The organism is Myroides sp. N17-2 (assembly GCF_002286775.1).
Classification (GTDB): Bacteria; Bacteroidota; Bacteroidia; order Flavobacteriales; family Flavobacteriaceae; genus Flavobacterium.
In genome coordinates this window covers 1-19,880 of record NZ_NSGJ01000039.1, presented here as the reverse complement: position 1 = coordinate 19,880, position 19,880 = coordinate 1, and the positions used below count along the sequence as shown (strand labels likewise).

At 33.8% G+C, this 19,880-nt stretch carries 15 protein-coding genes; 2 read left to right on the top strand and 13 right to left on the bottom strand.

Annotated features, from left to right (window positions below; all coding sequences use genetic code 11):
* Positions 1 to 4: 4 nt before the first annotated feature.
* On the bottom strand, positions 5 to 1,531 hold the full coding sequence (gene guaA / locus CF599_RS14705) for a glutamine-hydrolyzing GMP synthase (protein ID WP_121966756.1): 1,527 nt from the start codon (positions 1,529 to 1,531) through the stop codon (positions 5 to 7).
* Between the two features lie 251 nt (positions 1,532 to 1,782).
* Here guaA and gltS point away from each other — a divergent pair, with 251 nt between their 5' ends.
* Positions 1,783 to 2,991: a sodium/glutamate symporter gene (gene gltS, locus CF599_RS14700; protein WP_121966755.1), complete on the top strand. Its 1,209-nt coding sequence runs from the start codon at positions 1,783 to 1,785 to the stop codon at positions 2,989 to 2,991.
* Positions 2,992 to 3,129: 138 nt separating this feature from the next.
* Here the strand turns inward: gltS and CF599_RS14695 are convergent, their stop codons facing one another.
* From CF599_RS14695 to CF599_RS14675, 4 genes are all read right to left on the bottom strand, one after another.
* Entirely contained in the window at positions 3,130 to 3,882 is a 753-nt protein-coding gene (locus tag CF599_RS14695) for an MBL fold metallo-hydrolase (protein WP_121966754.1), read from the bottom strand.
* Positions 3,883 to 4,088: 206 nt separating this feature from the next.
* Positions 4,089 to 5,777, bottom strand: a complete 1,689-nt coding sequence (gene ettA, locus CF599_RS14690) for an energy-dependent translational throttle protein EttA (RefSeq protein WP_121966753.1) — start codon at positions 5,775 to 5,777, stop codon at positions 4,089 to 4,091.
* Between the two features lie 737 nt (positions 5,778 to 6,514).
* Positions 6,515 to 7,018, bottom strand: a complete 504-nt coding sequence (locus CF599_RS14680) for a GNAT family N-acetyltransferase (RefSeq protein ID WP_121966751.1) — start codon at positions 7,016 to 7,018, stop codon at positions 6,515 to 6,517.
* 314 nt (positions 7,019 to 7,332) lie between these two features.
* Complete coding sequence (locus tag CF599_RS14675; protein ID WP_121966750.1) at positions 7,333 to 8,133, bottom strand: YoaK family protein; 801 nt, start codon at positions 8,131 to 8,133, stop codon at positions 7,333 to 7,335.
* 518 nt (positions 8,134 to 8,651) lie between these two features.
* Between CF599_RS14675 and CF599_RS14670 the strand changes: the two genes are divergently transcribed.
* Entirely contained in the window at positions 8,652 to 10,109 is a 1,458-nt protein-coding gene (locus CF599_RS14670; protein WP_121966749.1) for a hypothetical protein, read from the top strand.
* Between the two features lie 55 nt (positions 10,110 to 10,164).
* On the opposite strand, the gene CF599_RS14665 is transcribed toward CF599_RS14670, so the two are convergent.
* The 8 genes from CF599_RS14665 to CF599_RS14630 all read right to left on the bottom strand — a co-directional run bounded on the left by CF599_RS14665 (position 10,165) and on the right by CF599_RS14630 (position 19,344).
* Positions 10,165 to 11,193, bottom strand: coding sequence for a macro domain-containing protein (locus tag CF599_RS14665; protein WP_121966748.1), 1,029 nt, complete (start codon positions 11,191 to 11,193; stop codon positions 10,165 to 10,167).
* Positions 11,190 to 11,786, bottom strand: coding sequence for a DUF4433 domain-containing protein (locus tag CF599_RS14660; protein ID WP_158221787.1), 597 nt, complete (start codon positions 11,784 to 11,786; stop codon positions 11,190 to 11,192). Before CF599_RS14660 ends, CF599_RS14665 begins: the two co-directional genes overlap by 4 nt.
* Before the next feature lie 214 nt (positions 11,787 to 12,000).
* Positions 12,001 to 12,729 carry a hypothetical protein gene (locus CF599_RS14655; RefSeq protein ID WP_121966746.1) on the bottom strand — a complete coding sequence of 243 codons (729 nt, stop codon included), beginning with the start codon at positions 12,727 to 12,729 and terminating at the stop codon, positions 12,001 to 12,003.
* Positions 12,730 to 12,834: 105 nt separating this feature from the next.
* Positions 12,835 to 14,403, bottom strand: a complete 1,569-nt coding sequence (locus CF599_RS14650; RefSeq protein ID WP_121966745.1) for a P-loop NTPase fold protein — start codon at positions 14,401 to 14,403, stop codon at positions 12,835 to 12,837.
* A 69-nt stretch (positions 14,404 to 14,472) separates the two neighbouring features.
* Positions 14,473 to 16,653: a DNA/RNA helicase domain-containing protein gene (locus CF599_RS14645; RefSeq protein WP_121966744.1), complete on the bottom strand. Its 2,181-nt coding sequence runs from the start codon at positions 16,651 to 16,653 to the stop codon at positions 14,473 to 14,475.
* A complete protein-coding gene (locus CF599_RS14640) occupies positions 16,653 to 16,982 on the bottom strand; it encodes a nucleotide pyrophosphohydrolase (protein ID WP_121966743.1) in 330 nt (109 codons plus the stop codon). The genes CF599_RS14645 and CF599_RS14640 overlap by 1 nt, the downstream gene beginning before the upstream one ends.
* A 184-nt stretch (positions 16,983 to 17,166) precedes the next feature.
* Complete coding sequence (locus CF599_RS14635; RefSeq protein WP_121966742.1) at positions 17,167 to 18,825, bottom strand: hypothetical protein; 1,659 nt, start codon at positions 18,823 to 18,825, stop codon at positions 17,167 to 17,169.
* A gap of 129 nt (positions 18,826 to 18,954) precedes the next feature.
* Positions 18,955 to 19,344 (bottom strand): GxxExxY protein, encoded by a 390-nt coding sequence (locus CF599_RS14630; RefSeq protein WP_121966784.1) that lies wholly within the window; start codon positions 19,342 to 19,344, stop codon positions 18,955 to 18,957.
* Positions 19,345 to 19,880: the final 536 nt, after the last annotated feature.

The following is a 19,880-nucleotide window of genomic DNA, read 5'->3' as shown; positions in this document are numbered from 1 at the left end:
TAAATTATTCCCACTCAATTGTTGCAGGCGGTTTAGAACTAATATCGTAAACCACTCTGTTTACACCTTTTACGCGGTTAATTATTTTATTTGAGATTTCCATTAAGAACTCATAAGGCAAGTGTACCCAGTCAGCTGTCATACCATCTGTAGAAGCTACAGCTCTAAGAGCTACTACCTTCTCATATGTACGCTCATCTCCCATAACACCTACACTATTAACAGGTAAAAGGATTGCTCCTGCCTGCCATACTGAGTTATAAAGACCATGCTCTTTTAATCCTTCTATAAAGATAGCATCTACTTCTTGTAATAGACGTACTTTCTCTTGTGTGATATCACCTAAGATTCTAATTGCTAATCCAGGTCCTGGGAAAGGGTGTCTTCCTAATAACTCAGGATCGATACCTAAAGAAGCTCCTACTCTACGTACTTCATCTTTAAATAGCATACGTAAAGGCTCTACTATTTTTAACTTCATAAAGTCAGGTAATCCCCCTACGTTATGGTGAGATTTAATAGTAGCAGATGGTCCTTTCACAGAGATAGATTCGATAACGTCAGGATAGATAGTACCTTGACCTAAGAATGTAGCATCCTCTATTAATTTAGACTCATCGTCAAATACATCGATAAATGATTTACCGATAGCTTTACGTTTTAACTCTGGATCTTCTAGACCAGCTAAAGCATCCATAAAACGGTCTGTAGCATCTACACCTTTTACGTTTAATCCCATTCCATTGTATTGATCTAATACATTTTGGAACTCGTTTTTACGCAATAGTCCATTATTAACGAAAATACAGTATAGGTTCTCTCCGATAGCTTTGTGTAATAATACAGCAGCTACTGTTGAATCTACACCTCCAGATAAAGCTAATACTACTTTTTCTGTTCCGATTTTATTTCTTAAATCTGCGATTGTGTCTTCTACGAAAGCGCTTGGAGTAAAGTCTTGGTTAACTCCTGCGATGTCTACTAAGAAGTTTTTCAACAGCTGTGCTCCGTCTGTAGAGTGATAAACTTCTGGGTGAAACTGGATAGCATAAGTTTGTTCTCCCTCTACTTTATAAGCAGCGTTCTTCACATCCTTAGTACTTGCTAAAAGTACACCGTTAGTAGGTAATTGTTTGATTGTATCACTGTGACTCATCCACACTTGACTGTTGTGAGGAATCCCCTTAAAGAAAGCATCGTCAGCGACGAAGTCTAAATTAGCTCTACCGTACTCACGAGTATCTGATGGTGCTACTTCTCCACCGAAGAAATGAGCCAAATACTGTGCACCGTAGCACACTGCTAATAAAGGCATTTTTCCTTTAATGTTCGATAAATCTGGGTGTAACGCTTCTTCTGAGCGAACTGAATAAGGACTACCTGATAAGATAACAGCTTTATATTCTGTTAAATCTTTAGGCATATCATTGTAAGGTAAGATTTCGCAGAATATGTTTAACTCGCGAACTCTCCTCGCAATCAACTGAGTGTATTGCGATCCAAAATCTAAAATAAGTACATTGTGTTGCATGCGCAAAAGTAATTATTTATATACTAATCTCAAAGCAAGATATTCAAATTTGTTTATAGAAATTACAATTAAACTAACAATCACACTACATCTCACTCATTACCATAGCAGAATACAAATAACAAATCAATAACCTTAACACAATAAAACTAACTTTTTCGCGATACTCCATCCTAGTTTTTTTATATTTGCGACCGAGAGTACTCAAATACTCAATATTTTTTATAGTAATTTAAATAAAACAGACTTATATGGATTTTGGAATTTATGAAACTTTGATGCTTGCTTGCTTTGTACTACTACTAGGACACTTCGTAGTTCAAAAAGTAAACTTTTTTCAAAAATTCAATATCCCCGAACCCGTTGTAGGTGGTTTTATCGTTGCTATGGTGTCATGGGCAGCTTATTCTATCTCAGGTAAGGTATTCACCATTAATGAAGATATCCAACAGGGAATGATGTTTATATTCTTCTCTTCTATTGGGCTAAATGCAGATTTTAGAACACTACTTAAAGGAGGAAAAGGCTTAATCATATTCTTAATGGTAGCCGCTGTCTTTATTATTTGTCAAAACTCTTTAGGAGTAGCCTTAGCTTATTTATTAGAGTTAGATCCACGATTTGGATTAATCGCAGGTTCTATTACCCTTACTGGTGGTCACGGTACTGCAGGAGGTTGGGCTGATACATTTATGGCAAGTGCTAACCCTCTAATAGGAGCTAGAGATATCGGTATGGCTTGTGCTACTTTTGGACTTATCTTAGGAGGGACTATTGGTGGACCATTAGCATATAAACTACTTCGCAAGAACAATTACAAAGAATTATCTCCTGAGCAAATAGAAGAGAATGATGAGACACATGAAATCTCTGCTCCATCAGTAGTAACAGACAAAAAGGTAAACTATAAGAGTGTGATGATGACTATCACATTTCTTTCTATCTGTCTAGTTGTAGGACAATATCTAGCTGACTGGAATGCTCAGTACGTATTTAAACTACCTACTTTCGTATGGTGTTTATTTATAGGAGTAGTAATCAGAAACGTACTTCCACATCTATTTAAGGTAAAGATGCATGATGAATCTATAGAAATATTAGGTAATGCTGGTCTATCCATCTTCTTAGCATGTGCTTTAATGTCTTTAAAAATGTGGACAATTACAGAGCTTGCTTTACCTGTCTTACTTATCTTAGTGGTGCAAGTAGTGATGATGTTATTCTTTGCGTACTTTATAACGTATAGAGCGATGGGGAAAGATTATGATGCTATCGTACTAAGTGCTGGACACTGTGGATTCGGACTAGGAGCTACTGCAACTGCTGTAGCGAATATACAGGCTGTAACAAGTCGTTTCGGGCCATCTCCTAAAGCATTCCTTATCATTCCGATGGTAGGTGCATTCTTTATTGATATCCTAAACGCATTAATCTTAAATGTCTTTATTACATTTATATAGAGAAAAATTAAATACAAAAAAGAAAGGCTACTTAAATCAAGTTTAAGTAGCCTTTCTCTTTTTTGTTTAGACGCAAAGCAATCATCTCTACAGATTAAACATTAGACGCAATGTATTGACGTCTCTACAGATTAAATATTAGACGCAAAGTGTTGCGTCTCTACTGTATTTTATAATTAACCTCTCTAACTTCCCATCAATATCATCTTCTACTACCCCACCGTGATAGCAAATAATACGACTAGGTTTAAGTGCCTTGATCTTCTCTACAGATGCTAATGCAGCCTCCATATCTAAAGTAAACTGAGGATTAGCGATATCAAACTCACCATTCTCTACCACGATTGCATCAGCTGCTATAAGTGTCTTACTCTCCGTATCAAAGAAAGAAATATGCCCTTTAGTATGCCCTGGTGTAGCTATAACGTGTAATGTATCTTTAAATAGCTGTCCATCCTCTAAAGTACGATCTACCTCAAAGTGCTTAACAGCTTCTAAATCTGCTATAAAGCCCTCTACCCAAGCTTTCATCTCTGCTGGTACGTGTGCTAAGCTCTCTCTCACCTGTACTAATCGTTCGGAATCTATCTTACCTGATACAGAATCAGCCTCTAGAGCACTAGTAATCACCTCTAGAGCTACGTACTCCTCTTTAAAACAATGTAATCCTTCTAAGTGGTCTATATCATCATGTGATATAATAATCCCCTTTAGATCTGCTATCATTAGCCCTAAACTAACTAGCTCTTGCTTAAACTCCTTAAAGTTATAAGTAAACCCACAATCTATCAAATAGGAAGTTCCATCTGCAAACCCTACTACTACAGGGTTAAAGACAGCTGGTTGTCCCTCTGCTGATTTGGCGTTAATCGTTAATATATCTATGTTCATTTTTTTTGTTTTTTTGTTTTTTTGTGATGGTGTGATGTCGTGAAGGCGTGATGTCGTGATGTTGTTTTTTAAAAGCTTAATTAACTATTAAAAGAATAATACGCTCTGCAAAAAAACGAAAAAACGAAATCACAAAAAAACAAAACAACAGAATCACAACCAAAAAAGCCTAACTAGATAACTAATTAGGCTTTTTAATATTTTAATTAGCGAACTAATTTTTTATATCTCAAACGAGTAGGAGCTACATCACCTAAACGTTTCTTACGATTCTCTTCATAGTCTGAGAATGATCCTTCAAAGAAATAAACTTGAGAATCTCCCTCAAAAGCCAATATATGTGTACATATACGGTCAAGGAACCAACGGTCATGGGAAATAACTACCGCACATCCAGCGAAGTTCTCTAGACCTTCTTCTAATGCACGAAGTGTATTAACATCCAAGTCATTCGTAGGCTCATCCAGAAGTAATACGTTACCCTCTTCTCTTAATGTCATTGCCAAGTGTAAACGGTTACGCTCACCTCCTGATAATGTATTCACCTTTTTATTTTGATCAGAACCACCGAAGTTAAATCTACTCAAATAAGCACGAGAATTCACCTGACGACCTCCCATCATGATCAACTCTTGACCATCACAGAAGTTCTCCCAGATTGATTTCTCAGGGTCTATATTAGAGTGCGCTTGATCCACATAAGCGATTTTTACAGTATCTCCGATAGAGAACGTACCAGCATCAGGCTGTTGTTCACCCATAATCATACGGAAGATAGTAGACTTACCAGCTCCGTTAGGTCCGATAATCCCTACGATACCTGCCTGAGGTAATGTAAAGTTCAAATCATCATATAACAACTTGTCTCCAAAAGCTTTTGCTACACCCTTAGCCTCGATAACGTTAGTACCTAGACGAGGTCCATTAGGGATGTAGATCTCTAATTTCTCTTCAAGCTCTTTTTGATCTTCGTTTAATAATTTATCGTAGTTCTGTAACCTTGCTTTTTGTTTCGTTTGACGACCTTTAGCCCCCTGACGTACCCAGTCAAGCTCACGCTCTAAGTTCTTACGACGCTTAGATGCTACTTTTTCCTCTTGTGCTAATCTAGTAGACTTTTGATCTAACCAAGAAGAATAGTTCCCTTTCCAAGGAATACCTTCACCTCTATCTAGCTCAAGAATCCAACCTGCTACGTTATCTAAGAAATAACGGTCGTGCGTTACAGCGATTACTGTACCAGCATATTGTTGTAAGTGTTGTTCTAACCAGTGTACAGACTCAGCATCTAAGTGGTTAGTAGGCTCATCTAATAATAGTACATCTGGATTCTGAAGTAATAAACGACATAAAGCTACTCTACGACGTTCCCCTCCTGATAATATACTAATAGGTGTATCAGGTTCTGGAGTACGTAAAGCATCCATTGCGATAGCTAACTTAGTATCAAGTTCCCATCCACCTACAGCATCTATTTTATCTTGTAGTTCAGCCTGTCTGTCCATTAGTTTCTGCATCTTATCTGCATCTTCATAAACCTCTGGCAAACCGAACATATCATTAATCTGATTAAACTCATCTAAGACAGCTACAACATCTGCTGCACCCTCTTTAACGATTTCGATTACAGTCTTCGTTTCGTCTAACTGAGGTTCTTGTTCTAAGTAACCCACAGTATATCCAGGTGCGAATACCACATCCCCTTGATAGTTCTTATCCGCTCCAGCGATAATCTTTAATAAAGAAGATTTACCTGAACCATTAAGACCTAAAATACCAATTTTAGCTCCGTAAAAGAAACTTAAATAAATATCTTTTAATACCGTTTTGTTTGTCGATGAGTAAGTTTTACTCACTTTTGACATCGAAAAAATTACCTTTTTATCGTCTGACATAAAGTAAAATATATTGAATTTATTGATTACTAAGCTATAAGCATTCTATAGCGAATTAGCCAAAAATAAGATTAATAAAGGAGATAAAGAAACTTTTTTACTATTGTTGTTTTGGGATTTTGTCTTTTTGTGTTTTTATCAATTTGAAAAGAACATTTCCTATTTTATATTACTTAGAGTACTTGCTAATCCCTCTTAACCTACCCTAAAATTCTCATTTTGCAAACATTTAACATAATTAAACAAAATAAAACTATCTAAATATTTGTTTTACAGTATTTTATAACCTATATTAGAGACATAATTTTAAAACTCACACAAATGACAGAAAATCTACTTTTTACAACAAGTGATAATTGTGAAAACAACCATGAAGATCACTACTACGACCCATCAATAGACGCGTATATTTGCGCTCATTGCAATGCAGTTTCACCAGCAAACTCATTTTATGGATTAGAAGACAAAACGGATGATGAATACGCACATCATATTGGAATCTAAAGTAGTATCTAGAATCTTGTAATTAAATCCACTGTGAGAAGATTTAGTTACAAGATTTTTTTTTGTGATGTTTTTTTGTGATGGCGTGATACAAGCTCCGCAAAGTCTCCCGACTTTGAGGTATTATTTTCTTGTGCTTTTTTAACACCAGTTCTGTGATGCCGTGATGTCTCATCATTTCACAAGAGCATTCGTCTTCTAAACGCTATATAAAAACCGCTAACTGTAAACCATTAACAAACCCTCTTTCCTAATATCATCAGACTCTTCTCCTGCCCATCTAACACAGCGATATTAGGCAACATCCCCCATTGTTCAAAACCAAAATACTCAAACAACTTTATACTAGGGATATTATGAGCAAAGATAAACCCTAATAAATTCGTAATTCCATACTTAGGCGCCTGTTCTATGCAGTGTGCTATTACTAGCTTGCCTAATCCCCTTCCACGTTGATTTGCATCCAGATAGATACTAATTTCCACTGTGCCGTCATAAGCAGGCCTACCATAGAACGATTGAAAACTAACCCAACCGACTATTTCATCTCCCTCATCCTCTATTACCCAAAGCGGCCTTCTAGATGGTGTGTGATCCTCAAACCATTTCATTCTACTCTGCACAGTCACAGGTTCAGTATCTGCCGTCACCATTCTAGACGGTATTGTTGAATTATACACTTCTACTATTCGCTCAATATCTATAATCTCAGCATCCCTATAATGTAATTTTATCATGTGTTGTTTTTTTGTGATGTCGTGATGTCCCCTCGCGCGCTAGCTGGCTCCATCACTAAAAATGTCTACTAGACATTTTCTAGCCGTTTGGCCCTGTGATGTTGGTTTTCTGTTTAAAGTCAATTGCCTTTTTAAAGATAAATATTCTTTCACAAGCTCCGCAAAGTCTCCCGACTTTGAGGTATTGTTTTCTTCTGTTTTTTTTGTGATGTTGTAATGTCGTGATGGCATGATATTAGAGTGTCTCATCATTTCTCAAGAGTATTAGCCTTCTAAACGCTATATAAAAACCGTTAACTGTAAACCATTAACCATTAACCATTCTTCTTTCTCTTCCAGATATCATATAACCTATAATCTCTTGTCACTACCTTTTTACTCCAATCTACGATATGTTTCCCCTCTTCTAGTACCCTCATCATTTTAACCACTAGATAGTCATACACCATAGTAAATAAGATAACTCCTACGCCAATATATAAGGTACGCAAATGTAGATATTCAAAAGAGAATGCTGCTGTAATTCCCCCTATCCCAAAAGATAAGACTATCGCAAGCTTAAGACCTATATGAGAAAATAATACGCGACGTACATTTGCATTTCTGAAGTAGAAAAATAACCTCGCTGTTTCAATACCTAAATCAGTCACAATATCTGTGATATGCGTTGTTCTGACTACCGCCTTAGAGATGAAAGTAACTAGTGAATTCTGAAGTCCCATTGCGAATAAAAGTATATACGCTATTTTCATTGGATATTGAGATAAGATGTCTCCCTCCACATAGGCTACGCCACCTAGTAATACTGCTTCTAAGATTAGAGGAACTGTAAAATACACCTTGTTCCAAATCATCTTTTGCAACTGTAGAATAACGTGGGAAGTAAAAGATCCCAAAAAGAAAGCGACTAATAGCAACACTGACTTCAGAATAGCCGTTTTATTAAATGTCAATACCTCTTGTGCGAAGTTGGACAAATACCCTGTTACATTCGTTGTCATCAACTTTAACGCTAAAAAACCACTAACATTAACAACACCCCCGACAAAAGACAGCAATACCGCTAAACGCAAATTCTGCATAAAACTTCTCTCCTTACCGCGATGTGACAACATAATTACTCTCTTTTAATTATAACCTTAAATCTGCAACTACCATTTACTGCAAATTAATTCTACTTGACATAACTTCAATTAGTTCTAAAACCATACTAATGTATGCTTTAATCACTAATTTTGCTATGTTTTGTATAATTCATTCTCGTTTAAATGTTTTCTGCGGATTTAAGGTATAACAAATTTACTGATTAATAAGAACCTATCCCTTGTTGTTCACTTATTAATTATAATAGATAATAATAAAACCCTCTTTAGTGCAATTTTAGAGTTAATTGAAACTCCATAAAATAATATTTATTCGCAATAAATGGTAGTTTAGGATTTAAGGGAAAAGACTTTATTTGTTAAAATAACAACTACAAAACAACTGTCTATCCCATTAACCACAGCACCTAGCCTATTAAAACATTGGTTAAATAAGATATTATATCACAAAAAACAAACGAATAAATATTCTCAAAAATAAATATTATACTAATTTTAATAAAAATATAATAACTTTGAGAAAAAAAATTATGAGAACTTATATTACCACATCCCTTGTAGTACTAGCTGCTATCGGAGCTCATGCTCAAGATTTCAATGTTAAGAAAGGTGTTATTACTATCGACAAAGCAGAAGTAGCGAAGATTGAAAGAAAAGGCACCACTTATAAACTGACTAGCCTAGATGACAAAAACTTCTTTTGGGCAGAGGTTAAGAGTAGTGCTAATAACAACTTTTGGCTACAACTTAAAGGTGAGAATGGAAACATACAAGATATGGAGATGAAAAATGTACCATTCACTTTAAGTAAAGAGAAACAGGTCATTATGGCGGTATACTTTAGTGCAGATGGCCTAATCACAGGAAGTGGTATTAACAACGACAGAGCTACTGAACTATTCCAATCGTCAAATAAAGAGCTTTCTGAAAAATGGCAAAAAATAGATGGAGATAGACAAAATCAGAAAGCTGAAGAAGTAGCTCTATTAAAAAAGGCAAATATCAATGTAACTGACAATGCGAGTATTATGCAAGGGGCTACTAAGATAGGTTTTATCAACACTAAAACTACTAAGCAGGCTTACTCGTTCCATGAAGCTACGATTGCTGATAATGAGGGAAATGTCATTGCTAAAGTAAGTTATGATGAGACTAAAAGTATGAACGCAGCTAGAGGTGTCAAACTAAGAACATATGACAATAAAGAATTTGACATGACAGATCTAAACTACTGGATGGACAATACAGACCCTATAAAAGCAAACCCTGTATTTGTAGGTAGATTATATGCTAATGGGTACAAGTTCGGTGATATGACTCAAGAAATAAAAGATTACCAAAACGCAAAAACAGCAGAGAAACAAGAAGAATATAATAAACACGTAGAGGAGTCTAAAGGCAAATCACGTAATATATATGACGTAGAAGGATATGTTTTAGATAAAAAAGGTGTTAAACACACTGGATTAGTTACTATTGAATTCGAGTCAGTACCACGCAATGGGGATTACAGAATAAGCGGTGCTGTAGGTATTGCAGATGTAAGCAGTTATGGAAATTCAGTATCTATCCAGACAGATAAGAAAAGATTGAGTTTTAAAGCAAAAGACGGTGTAGAATTTGGCGTAGGTAACGAACGTTATTTAGGAATTTCTACTTCTGAAGATGGAGGTCTAGGCAACTCTAATGGAGAACTAGACGTCTTCGGTGGTTCTAGCAAATTCCTTCTCGTAGACTATGATAACGGAGGAAATATGGTCTTACACCATATGAAAACACCTAATGGATTCTACCTACTATTAAAAGGACAGAAGAAAGCTGTTTATTTAGGAGACCGCAGTACTTTCGGAAAGAGAAAAGAAGAAACTACTAAAAAGATATTTGACAAATACGTTAACTGTAGTGCGCTAAGCTTCGAGAAGTATGACACCATTACTTTAGAAGGATTAAAGAAACTAGTTGACGATTATATCCAGACTTGTAATTAAGAGCTTAAATATTCAGAAATATAAAGCCCGCTCAGTGATGGGCGGGCTTTTTATCTTATAATTGTTCTAAATGTTTTAATCCTAATGCTATTTTATTGAGATCATTAGCAAATATCCTTTGCTTTCTAGAGTTCCAATTCTTTAAATAACTAGATATCTCCTCTATAGTCTGTCCTCCTTCTTTCTGTTTAATATAATCAATAGTAGAAAGTAGCTCTAATCCAAAATTAGAATAATAACCTGATAAGAATGTCTGAGTCTGCTCTACAATATCTAAATACCTATGATCTTGACTCTTTAAATAACTTAACACACTTTGCTCATCACCTAAATTAGCATCTAATACATCGAATGGCCTTTTATCTTTAGATGAATACCCTGTAATATAACTCCCATTTAGATAATAAAGCACGTGCTTTACCTTCCCTGAATAGGGACCATAATGATACGGCTTAAACTCTAATTTAAACTCCGAATCAGCACCAAATCGCTGTAAAAAATAAGCAATCTTCTCTGCTGAGAACTCTGATATAAACTCTCCTTGTTTTACCAAATCATACAAGACTGCTAATAACATAGCTCTTGCAGGAGTTAAACTCACTCTTTCTATAGCAACATCCTCTTTAATGACTACATTAGGCAAATACACGATAACGTCACACGCTAGATCTCCTAAATGATACTCTATTTTCTTCTTCACCTCATTCCATTCTAATCCACCATTACCAGCACCTAGGGCAGGTATTGCAATAGACTGAATATTATAATCTTGAATGAAATTTACCAACTCTTTTAATCCTTCCTCCACATAACTATACTCTGAAGGCTTCCGCCATGTAGTCTTCGTTGGGAAGTTCACTATAATCTTTTTACCTGTTAACAGCGTCTCTTCTTCAAATACAAATAGCTTTCCTATTGCTATTCCGTTAGTGTCACATGCCTTTTTATAAGCCTTAAAGTTCTCAGGAAACTGTTTCTTAAATTGTAAAGCAATCCCCTTCCCCATCACTCCATCGAGATTCACCGTATTAACTAAAGCCTGCGCTTCACTATCCAATAAATTACCCTCTCTATACTTTATCATAGCCTAAAATAATAACCTGCTCTTATTACAATTTTCTCTTCTGCAATTCCCATTGCTACTAACCTTCTTTTTGTTTCCTCATTGCAACAGATGTAACCTAACACAAACTCTGATGTCAAATCCCCATCCAATAATAACTCGGCTTCCTTCCTTCTCTTTTTATCAACATCATTCTCATCAGTCCAATACTTTGCACTCACAGCGTTGAAATCAATAAGTTCTGCTATCTCATCAATTCTCTCCTTCATATAAAAAGTAGTTAACTTACTATTTCCTTGACCATCTGTGAAGAGAAAATCAAGTCCAGAATCTAAGATAGCCTTCACAGAAGTCACACAATAGATAATAGAGGTCGCCTCTACTTTTGTCACTCCAGTATATCCATTCTGTATCACATATAACATAGGTGTACAATAACCAAAATAGAATGGCAAGTAACTCCCTATACTCCTTCCACTCTCTAGTTCTCTATTATGCCGAACAGAGATTATACTACTATTACCAATAGAAACGTAGTCTACATTACGATTAATAGAGTCTACATGTGTCAACCCGTACTCACTAATATGGTTTATATTATCAATATGTACCATTCGGTAAACCCATAATGTACTAAAGCCAACCATAATAATACGCTACAAATTTAAGTATTCTTACCTGCAATTTACTCAAATTAAGCACAAAAAGCAAAAACAAACACCGATATCAATAGTAAAACCAATAGATTGCTATAATTTATAGCACACCCTAATCTTGTCATTCTAATTCAGATAGCTAAAAGTATCATTACAAATTTCTGTTATAATATTATCCCCTAACTATACCATCAACTACATAAAGAGAATGATACCAACTGAATCTCAACTTCCCACTATAGGGCTCTCCTACAAAATCAAAAACACGATCACCACAAACGACACACTCTTCTCCCTTATGATACTGATAAATCACAACACCTTGCTTTTCATACTTATATAAGTAAGGAAATAACTTCAGTAGTTCACTTTTAGCAATTACTGTCCTAGCACGATTAATAGGATCAAGATACATCTCTTCTGAATAATTAACATCTACGATATCTTCTGTTAGCCTATAATTTACATTCTCTTTATTCAGAAATTCTTTCACCTGCTTAGAGTTACTTATGTATTTATCTGAAAGAAATCGCAAAACATTCTCTATGGTATTGATTTCTTTTCCAAACTTAGTTTCATTCAGTAATAGAAAAGGTGTCTCTTGCCCATCTAATTTCAAAGCCAATACATCTTTATCAAAAAACTCATTCTTATATAAAAAATGCTCCTCATTTATTCCTAGTAGAATAGAATTATAACCTAAATATTCCCACCTACAGATTTCTACTTTGCCATTAGAAGAAACCAAAAGCTCTTTATTAGATCTGAAGATTAAGACTTTCTTCACCTCCTCTATCTCATTCATCACCACCCAATGTTGTCCTTCTAATAAAGCCACATTGTCTATCTTATGAGAAAACTGATTTATCTTCTCAAATAATTCTCTAAAAAAATACTTCATTAACAATTCATTTAAATATCGAATATCTCTACATTCTTAGGTAGTTTTCTAATACATACTCTGTATATATGACAGAAGTCTAATAATATACTTATAATTACTTTACTAGTTTTTAGGTATAAAGCCATATTCTTGTAGCTTTCTAAAAGCTTCTATAAGCAGTAAATCATAATTCACTTTATAATCAATATTATCATCACCTCCAATTTCTCTAATATATTTAATTTTAAAATCATCTATATCTTCATATCTTAAATTATAAACTACATCTAATTTAAATTCATGAAGTTGTATAACTCTATTACCATCTGTTGTCATATCTTCATTTTTTAAATATTCTCCTACAAAAACCTTGAAAATTTCTCTCTTTAGAAAGTCTACTTCATGACCATAATTATAATTAGTTAAATTATACTTGTCTAAAAATTGCTGATGCATATCAAAATAGTGCTTATTAGAAGAGTATTCTTTCACTAAAAGTAAAGCCTTCTCTAACTGCACCCAACCACCTAGCATTTCACTTATAATTTCAAATACTACTACAAGAGAGATTTTATTCTTCGATAGGGTTATATTGTTTTTTATTGTAACATATTCCTCTATGGATAATAAAAAAGTACTACTCTTTAAAAGACTACGTAGATTTATAGCTTTATTCTTTGATAATATTTTTAAAACGGCAGATAACAAATATACCACTGAAGGTGTTTTTACAACTACTATTTGTGATTGACTACTAAATGTTGATTGATCAATAATAGCTGTGATTTTCTGTGTTAAATATTTAAAATTATCATAGACAAAAGGCCTTATAGAATAGAACTTATCCATATACCCTGAGAAATCAACACCTTGTCCGTATTTATGTGCATAAATCTTACGGATATTCTCTATATCGCAGACAAAAATAACCTTATCAAAACCAAACTTATTCTCTCCTGATATCGAATGCGTATGAGCAGAGAAAATATTAAATAACCTAAAGATATGGTCAGGATCTAAACGATCTAAATCATCTATGACTAATACTGTCTTATTCGTTCTCTTCTTATCTTCTTCTATCTCCTCTTGATCAGGTAACTCATCTCCTTTCAGTCTATCAACTAAATCAAAGATAAACTGTGAAGTCGCATCCATTTCATAAGGACTGCCTTTCTTACTTTCGAATGTTTCTAAAAAGCCAAATACATCACCTGTCTCATCTATGTTTATTTTCTTACTATATGTCTTAAAGTCTTTAACTAAAGGCTTAACCACTTCTATAAACTTTGCTACAGGTTTACCGATTGTCTCATGAAGAGAAATAATATGCAAAAACAAAGGCATTAAATCAGCCTTATTTTGCATAAACATTGACATACGTAACCAAAAGTTAAAGTCTTCTTTTTCTAAAGCTATCTCTTCATTATGATGCGCTATCAACTCATACAGAATATCAAACTTAATTAACTCAAATATATCCTCATTAGCAGATACAGCATAGTTCACAGGATAAAGTCTTATAAAGCGATATCCCTCTTGATGTTGATTTTTGAAATCATCTATAAACGTTGACTTCCCTGCACCAAAAGGAGCTGTAAATAGAATACGTTGATTATATTCTAACTCTAAATGTTCTTGAAAATCTACTATTATAGACTCGTTGGATATTTTTATTTTTTCTAAGTGCGACATGCTTTTTTCTATTTTAATAAACAGGTGTTTTAATAAAGTTCTTGTATTCTAACATTTACTCACACTCCTCTACCCTAACACCCTAACAAAAACTCCAATAACCCTTAACAGCGTTGTTTCTTCATCTCTAAGACACATCGCCTCATAAGAAACATCAGTAGACAGAGGCTTTAAGATAATCTCGGAGTGTTCCCAATTATCCTCATCGTATGTTTTCTTACTTTCGTACTCTTTAATAGTATAATTGCCACCCAAATCAGAATCTTGAATATCTGTAGACTCCACGAGGCAAATTAACCCATTACGACTTCCACCCATCTCTTTTCTAAATAGAGCGATTGCCCCATTAGGAATCACCTTATTCATTGAATCACCCACCACCTTACATGCAAAATACTCTCCTGTATTCTTAAAATACTCTTCCATTTCTATATAACTCACCTCTTCCACACTTTGTCGTTCACTGAACGAACCTGCTGCTATCTCTAAATCATAATAAGGAATACACTGTGTGCTGATTTGCTCCTGATGAATTACGAGTGCATCTACTTCTTTTCTAGCTTCCTTAGTAGGCAAGAACTCTTGAAAATAAGCTCTTAAATCTTCATCACAGACATACATATAAGTGCCTCTAATACCTCTCAATAACAGCGTTTTGTATATATTAATGATATAATTACGAAGAGTATCTATATCCTTTATAGACTGCTTACCATTCTTGTCTTTATACAATTCTTTCTTGATAAGAATACACTTATTAATAGGATCATATCCTATCTCAGGACCTATAATTACCCCTACATAATTTAAATCATATCCTTGAATAGTATGAATACACCCCACTTCATTAATAGAATTAGGCGAATTCACCCAATCCACTGCAACGCTATTCCACTGAAGTAGACTATCCCCAATAGCAATATCATATTTAGTTCTATCGTTCTTAGATATCCAATCCCAAGCAAAACCTGCTACCATTCTAGATAGTCCATACGAAGATTCTTTCTCTTGTATTTGTTTAACCATCAAATCTAAATCCTCAAAAACAAAAACCTCATACTCATTTGATTTGTATTCTTTAAGGTTTTTAAAGTTTAAATCTAAAAGGTGATCTATAAACTCAACATATTGTCTCCCTCCCTTTACTCTAAACTGTGATCTTAATACTTCTTTACGTGAATATGGAGCATTTTTAAGCTTATCAAAATCTTCCTTCAAGACATCTGAAGGCTTGATACTTTGTTTCTCGTCATAAAAAAGAACTAACTTCTCTGACTTCAAAACAGCCCATTCTAACTCAGAACTTGTCTCTCTATCTAATCCTAAAGTTCTACAATTAGTATCAAACACACCAAAATATGCACCTAGATTAACTCTCCTTCTCAATCTATGAGACTCATCTATGATCAGAATATCATATTCATTATTAGCTATTTCAGCCGGTCCGATTACCATCTTAGCACTTAGCCCAGGAATATTTTTGAAGACATTAGAAATTGTCTTTCTAAAAGAAGACATCGGGATAACTAATCCCATCTTAAGGTCTTTATACTTTTCTTTTATCTGATTAACAAGAGTAAATATCTCATCATCAGTCTCTTTAAAATCGCTGTAATTAAAATTAGATAAGTCAGTCTTTAATAACTTGAATAAGAATATAGCAAGTATACTCTTACCTGTACCTGCTCCTCCTTCGATCAAGCTCACTTTAGCATCTTTATCTAATATACACTCAAGGATTCTCTTTAGTCCAAGAACCTGCTCTTTAGATAAACTCTTATAAGGTGAGTACTTAAACAAATCTGAATTATCAATATATTCCAATGAATGTCTAACCACTCCTAGAGAGCGCAGTTCACTCCATATATCCTTAAACAAGTCCCAATACACCTCTTGCTGCTGATAGTATTGATGATTAGCGATACCTAGATTTCCGTTGATAAGCTTAAACTGACCATCAGCTGCCACATAACGGATAAGGTTAGACTCTATATCTAACGTCGCAGACTTATTAAAATAATGACTCGTAATAAACCGAGCCACACTCATTCTATTTTTCTCAGTATTACTCAAGTGATTAGTCATACGAGCTATCACATCGGTAGTTTCACCTATGTAAGCGACCTTCTCTTTATCTTCATTTAAGATATAGACCAATGGCCAAGACAACGCATTTGTAGCCAGTAATTCTAATTCTATCAGTTGGTCTTTCTTAAAATCTAATTGTATAATCTCAAAAGCTTTCTCCATTATAACTCATTATACTTTTTAGCCGTTCCTTTAGATTTCTCTACTGGATATTTCTCGTTATTCCTTTTTATTTTTTCCTCTATAATTTCGACAACATTTAGATTGTTTTTATGTGCTAATAATAAACCGTACATAAACACATCTGCTAGTTCTTCTTTCAGTCGATCTTTATCACACTCCTCATTCCCCTTCCATAAAAAAACCTCTAATAATTCTGAAGCCTCAATAGATAAAGCTAATGCCAAATCCTTAGAATTGTGAAACTGTTCCCAATCTCTTGCATCTCTAAAAGCTATAAGTTCCTTTATTAAATCATCTAATTGTTTCATCTCTCGAAATACTTGTTAAGCTATACAGTATTAAATGTTCATCATTTATAAACTGTCATCACTTATATTAGTCATATAGTTGTAAATATACCATCATCTAACCTCCTGTACAAGCAGAAAATTACAAACAATGCGAATTATTGAGTAAAAAGAAAACCGAAGCTGTACTTCGGTTTTATTAATCTTAAAAATTTATTTCAAATAAATTATAACAATCATGTCCTAACTGTTCATACTTAGCTATCTCTTTAATTGACAACTTATTAATCAACCATTTATTCTCATCTTCATAATTTAATATATCACGTGCTTGGTCATTAATTTTTCTCATTTCTTTAAGTAATCGGTTATATGTCTGTTTATCTACCTTAGAGATTCTACTCACATCATTCATATTTCTTAATGGATATTTCTTTAAGACCTTTTCTATCTGATCACTTTTCGCCTTTCCTTGATTAACTAATGTCATAAATCTGTTGTACAATGCTTTCTCTTCTGCTGTTATTTCTTTTGGAACTCTCTTAAAAATATATCCATTTCCATGCTCTTCATCTCCCATATGATTATAATTCTGAAATAGATTAAACAAATAATTATTAACGACATAATACTTTTTCGTTCTAAGACTCTGAATAATCATAAACAAATCCATATCAGAATCAGTCTTAAAAGGTGTCCTTACTATAAATTTCTCTGTTAAATCTAAAGAGTTAAAAGAAATGTATTTAAGTTCATCATAATCAATAGCTTCAGAAAGATTAGGCAGTTCGTACATTCCTGTCATCTTCTTTTTATTTAACGCAGTAGAAAACTCTCCATCATTTCTAACTTTAGCAAAATAGTTCAAACGTTCAATTGTAGACTTAACAAAGTAAAAAGGATTTCCTTCAATCTCATTTATAGACTTAAAATAAGACAATATATTGTCTTTTGCATTTGTTATAAAACTGCGATTATCCTCAGAAAATATAACTTCGTATCGAATAGGAGAAATCTCCGAATATCCTTTAAATTTTTCGTGTATCCTATAGGCTTCTTGATCTCTAAAAAAAGCTTTTATTCGATACTCTCCCACATTAATTGAGACCAAATTATAATCACTTGATGAATTATAAGTAAACTTCAATGTAAGATCACTTAATGGATAATCTTCATCTACATACACCATTATATTTTTTGTTATAGAATTCTCTGACAACACTAACCCTTTTGTTGTTTTAGGCATCCTTTCTAATTCATCCTCTAATTGCTTAAATCGATACTTTTGATTTTCTGTAAATCCTCCAGTATTATTTTTTTGGTAAGTATATCCTATTCCATAATATGTATTCTGTAAATCTCTTTGATACTTTAAAACCGCATTAAGAAAACCTGTATCTGGTCTCTTCTTTTCATCATAAATAAACTGTTTATTTCTAAACTCTGAACCATCAAATCCTTCTAAAAAATTATAGGCTCTACTAATACTATCTGCTTCTTGTAACAGTATCACTTTCTCTTTATATCTATCAGAACTACTAAGATATTCTTCTATTTTATTTACAAACTTAGTTCGCGCATCTTCCTTGGCTTTATTTTTAGCTAACCACTCTTTATATCTCGCATAATTACCTTCCGCTTCATTAGTTAACGCAACATAACGAGGATTAGGTATTTCCTTCCACTCCATAACAGGAAACTGAACCTCCTTATTCTGCACTTCGTAGAATACTACATCCTTTCCATTAATTAGTTTATACAATTGTAAATGATCGTTACCTATGTTAATTGTATTTTCTTGAGCAAAAAGAAGATATGTAAAAAAGAATACACTAAAGGTTATTTTTAGTCGTAAAGCACTCATAATATAATTTATTTTTCGCTAAAATAAGTATCCTATTTTTCTAATAGGTACGGAAAACCGTAAACTCTGCGAATTATTGAGTAAAGTGGTATGTCGGTATTTCCGACACACCACTTTACGCTCCTAACATCAGACTCTCTTATTATCAGGATGAGTGAGATTATACACTCTTTTAAACTCAAGGCTTTTACTACCAAAATTAATTAATAAACCTGTTTCTAACTTATAAGCTTCCAAATAATTCATTGCTTGAGCTAAATGCACATCTTCTAATTGAACAACAGCTTTAATCTCAACCATCACACATCCTGCTACAAAAAAGTCAACCCGACGTGTCCCTACATTATATCCTTTATAATCAATACTCATCTCAAACTCTCGCTCAAAAGACAATCCTCTTTGATGTAATTCTATGTTTAATGCCCGTTGATAAATAACCTCTTGAAACCCATTACCTAAAGTAGAATGAACTTCCATAGCCGCTCCGATAATCTGATGTGTAACTTGATTAATATCCATATAATTATATTTTAAACATTGATACCTAATTATCTGAACCTTATTACCTAATTGTCTGAACATTGATTTTCTTAATTAATGGGATTAATAAGATCTGGACGGATAAACTTTCCGCATAATCTCTTTCCGCATAATGCCTGAATCTTGCTACCTAATTGTCTGAACCTTGATTTTCTTGATTAATGGGATTAATAAGATCTGGACGGATATACTTTCCGCATATTCTTACCACATACACAATCTACATCACACAAACATCTTATTAATCCTAATAACCCTACTAATCACAGTCCAAACAAATAACCACAATCAACATCACGCAAACATCTTATTAATCCTAATAATCCTATAAATCATGGTTCAGACAATTATCCACAAACATCCTACTAATCATGATTCATTTAAATAGTAAATATACCGGATCAATCTCAAAAGTTGTGTGTGAATTAAAAACTACAGATCTTTGTAATGATAAATAATAAACGTGGAAAACTATATTGAGTTTATAAAAATGATTTTACCTGAGTTTTTAGTAG